This window comes from Motilimonas cestriensis (assembly GCF_021295315.1).
GTDB lineage: Bacteria > Pseudomonadota > Gammaproteobacteria > Enterobacterales > CBDFNC01 > Motilimonas > Motilimonas cestriensis.
Genome location: NZ_JAIMJA010000055.1, coordinates 1 through 3579, shown reverse-complemented (window position 1 = coordinate 3579; position 3579 = coordinate 1). Strand labels below are relative to the sequence as shown.

The window sequence follows — 3579 nt, the reverse complement described above, 5'->3', positions numbered from 1 at the left end:
CAATGAGTCGCAGGTGAATAATATTGATTAGATCACAGCATGAAAGATGGTTCAAGGTTAAAAAACGACCAACTTGAAAATCGGGCGTATTAGCCCCTAAAAAGAGAAATTCTACAGCCTCAACGCCTCATTAAGCGGCTAAAAATAGTGGGTTAAAATGTGTAGCAAAGCCAAACGTAACCCACTGTTTTTGTTGCGTTTAAATACCTTGTCAGTCCAGCTTATCAATTTTACTACGATCTTTCATACAACCTAGTTTAATAAGGGTTTTTGCAACTATACGAAACCTCCTGATTTTGTCGTCGCTCGGAGTTTCATTTTTTTGAAGTAGTTCATATTCTTTTTGTAGCTTTTTCACTTTAATTCTTGCTTGTCTGCATTCGGGGCAAAAAACACAATCAGCAGATGGACTAAATTTTAACTCTTCATACCAATATTTCTGCTCTTCAGCAAAGAAATAAAAATATCTATTACACTTCCTACACTCTTTCTTTAAGTCTGCATATTCTATGTAATTGCGCTGAGGCCTGGTGACTTGCTTTTGCTTAGAAGGATCACCAGAAATAATTTTCACTTCCCCATTTTTCGGGTTTTTAAAACGTGGGTGATTGACTAGATCCATGCGTTTACTCCGATGGGCTAACGCCCACATTAAGCGGACAAAAATTGTTGGCTAAACTTGTTGAGGTACGAAACAAAGCCAACTGTTTTTGTTCCGTTTAAAGTCTCTGTTAGTTTTATTTCTACAAGTCTGTTTTATAGCGCCCTTCCACTGCTCTATCAGTTTCATGAATGAACTCTTCGTCTGCATCTGTATTTTCAGCAATCTCTTTACCAAAAGACACTTTCATTGGTTCCATATAACTAGCTGAATCCCATGCTTTACTACGTAACAACGGCTTACCACAATGGAAGTAAGCGTTTTGTACCGATATTTCAAGAACCATTAACGCTCTATGTGTTGCACCTGATACTTCATCGCATATACCACCTTCCACCAACCGACAATGTCCATGCACTCTCAGTGTTTCAACCGTGCCAGGTCGGAGAAAAATTAAGCCTACTTTATTGTTCGTCTCAACGATATTTGTTAGCGAAAAAGCCAATTTGTTTCCACGAAGCTCTGGTAACAATAGAGTGTGTTCATCACGAACTTGTACAAAGCCTGCCTTGTCACCCTTTGGGGAAATAGTAGGAAAGCCAAATTCATCAACAGTAGACAACATAACGAGAGGAGAAGTCTGAATGAACTCCTGCATTCTGCTATTTAACTTAGTGTAAATCTTTTTGCTTGCTAAAGGATTGGGCTCGCCAATAACCTCTCTAATTTCTTCCAGTGAGGCTAATTCATTCATAATTCTTCCTTGATAAAACTAACGCCCGCCTCAACTGCCGGAGGCCATTGGCGCCTTTTTTGCGGGTTTATGCAAAAAAGATGCTAATGGCCGGAGGTCAGATTGCAGGCACTTGTTAGGCAATTTTTAGCTTATGAGCTCATTGAACATATTTCTTAATAGCTTATATTCATTAGATTCAGGTTCAGACTGCCTGCATTTTATTAAATCAATTATATCTTGATCATCTAGTGAGATAATAAACCCTCTGGAATCATTAGCTGTATCTTTACATCGCTTTTTCAAACGCTCTTTATCCTCAATTTGACGGCAAGTTAGGATGCCTACTTTCCCCCTACTTGGGGAAAATCTCCCAGATAATTGATCAACTTCCGGATTAGATACTTCTTTACCATAATTTTTACATTCGATAAAAATCATTGAAGAAGGATAGTGTAAAGACAACCATGCAAAAAAACCATTCCTTGCTTCATTTGTATATGTGATATCAATCCGCTTACGACCATCATGGATATTGTGTTGCTTTATCGGGTAACAAAGTGATGGGTACAATAATGAAGTGAAAATCTTTTCAATTGTATCTTCATAAGCGCCTGCACTTTCTCTACCAGTCGGAATTGCTTCAAGCTCATTTATTAAGCCTTCCCAATTTGGCTTCTCTGACTCTTCAACACTTGATATTTCTTCATGTGTTAACGGTAAAGGGGCATTTGTTTTTTTATTTTCCCTATAATCATCCAACACATGTGGACGTTTTAGGGTCTCTGTAACTACAGCCAATTTATCTGAACCATATTTACCCATTAATGCTTTTTTCGTAACTCGCTCAGATCCATTTTTTAAGACCTCAACTAAAGAAGAGTGTGACTTTAACTCTTCAGATTGCATTTCGGGAAGGAGAAAGTGCCTATAATATTCGTCATATTTATAGCAAACTCGTTGTCGGACAAGAACTTTAGGGACAAGAACAATTTTTCCATAATCAGTAATTGGTAATGCAACAAATGCATTTTCCCAAGTCTCTTTTACTGGGTTCCAAATTGGACCTGATTCAACTCCATCAACCAATGGAATACCATAATAAATGCACATTTCTTGTGTATATTTTATTAAGGGCCCACGAATAATATTTGATACAGCATCTGAAATCATATCTGTACCGATGCCGTTTATTAATAAGCAGGTATCTTCTAGATCCTGTAACAGACCGGTAAGGGATGCCTGACTTTTTGATAATGCCCCCCATACAGATTCGGCTGATATAGTGCCGAACGCATGTCCTCGGCTTTCACCACGAGAGAATCCCAAATGAAATTCATTTCGCTCATTCAAAGAAGCCAAAAGCAGTTGGGCTTTTGAATCATTTCCATTTTTAATATGTTTTAGAACACATTCAAAAAAACTTTGTAATAAAGATGAAAGTTCATGGCCCCATGGAGAGTCAAGAGTCTTGATTGCAGTAGGATCAAGGAATACGGGAATATCGGTATCTAGCCGTATATCAACAAAGTCTAAATAAGGTTGTGTTCGCCCTAAATTATAATAATCAGATACTCTCATAAAAACCTCGTTGATTGCCTAGCGCCCACATTAAGCGGACTAAAATTGTTGGCTAAAATGTGTAGCGAAGCGAAACTGAGCCAACTGTTTTAGTTCCGTTTAAATGCTTGTATGGATAATTAACCCACCTAATTGACCCTTTACATCCAGTTTCGGGTAATGTGAGACCCAGGCGTTAGCTGCAACTAACGCTTTCCTTGTCGTAGTTCGATTAAATGATGGCTCCTCCATTGAGAGACCGATAACAAGAACGAACGCGACAAAGGACTCCAAGCAAAATACTCGAATAGTCTACTGGGTCTCTAACCCGCATTTGCAAGCAAGAGTTAGCTTATTATGAATTCTAAAACTAATCAAAATATTACCGTCGGCGTCGATACAGGCAAGTTTCAACTCGATATTTATATTCGTCCCCTCGACATCTATTTCACCGTTGCCAATGATGAAAAAGGCATTAAAGAGGCAGTCAAAACCATTAAAAAACACCAACCCAATCGCATCGTTATTGAAGCCACTGGTCGTCTTGAAATGCCATTTATCCGTCATTCCGCAGCTAATTCCAGATTTAAAATAGTGTGATCGCGTGATCATTTCTGCGCAATTTTGCAAACACCCTATTGACCGCGATCCCCTATTTTGATCTATTACTGCTATTTAACGGTCG

At 38.5% G+C, this 3579-nt stretch carries 3 protein-coding genes and 1 pseudogene; 1 reads left to right on the top strand and 3 read right to left on the bottom strand.

Annotated elements, in window-relative coordinates:
- Positions 1-211: 211 nt before the first annotated feature.
- The 3 genes from K6Y31_RS21890 to K6Y31_RS21880 all read right to left on the bottom strand — a co-directional run bounded on the left by K6Y31_RS21890 (position 212) and on the right by K6Y31_RS21880 (position 2915).
- Complete coding sequence (locus K6Y31_RS21890) at positions 212-622, bottom strand: zinc-ribbon domain containing protein (RefSeq protein ID WP_233055152.1); 411 nt, start codon at positions 620-622, stop codon at positions 212-214.
- Between the two features lie 121 nt (positions 623-743).
- Entirely contained in the window at positions 744-1355 is a 612-nt protein-coding gene (locus K6Y31_RS21885) for an MSMEG_1061 family FMN-dependent PPOX-type flavoprotein (RefSeq protein WP_232804210.1), read from the bottom strand.
- 126 nt (positions 1356-1481) lie between these two features.
- Positions 1482-2915 (bottom strand): hypothetical protein, encoded by a 1434-nt coding sequence (locus K6Y31_RS21880; RefSeq protein ID WP_233055151.1) that lies wholly within the window; start codon positions 2913-2915, stop codon positions 1482-1484.
- Between the two features lie 336 nt (positions 2916-3251).
- Here K6Y31_RS21880 and K6Y31_RS21875 point away from each other — a divergent pair.
- A pseudogene (locus tag K6Y31_RS21875) lies at positions 3252-3455 on the top strand (IS110 family transposase); the annotation flags it as partial.
- Positions 3456-3579: the final 124 nt, after the last annotated feature.

What these genes read in the sequence shown, in the direction of transcription:
- K6Y31_RS21890 (WP_233055152.1), bottom strand. Translation starts at nt 622, where the DNA reads ATGGATCTAGTCAATCACCCACGTTTTAAAAACCCGAAAAATGGGGAA.
- K6Y31_RS21885 (WP_232804210.1), bottom strand. Translation starts at nt 1,355, where the DNA reads ATGAATGAATTAGCCTCACTGGAAGAAATTAGAGAGGTTATTGGCGAG.
- K6Y31_RS21880 (WP_233055151.1), bottom strand. Translation starts at nt 2,915, where the DNA reads ATGAGAGTATCTGATTATTATAATTTAGGGCGAACACAACCTTATTTA.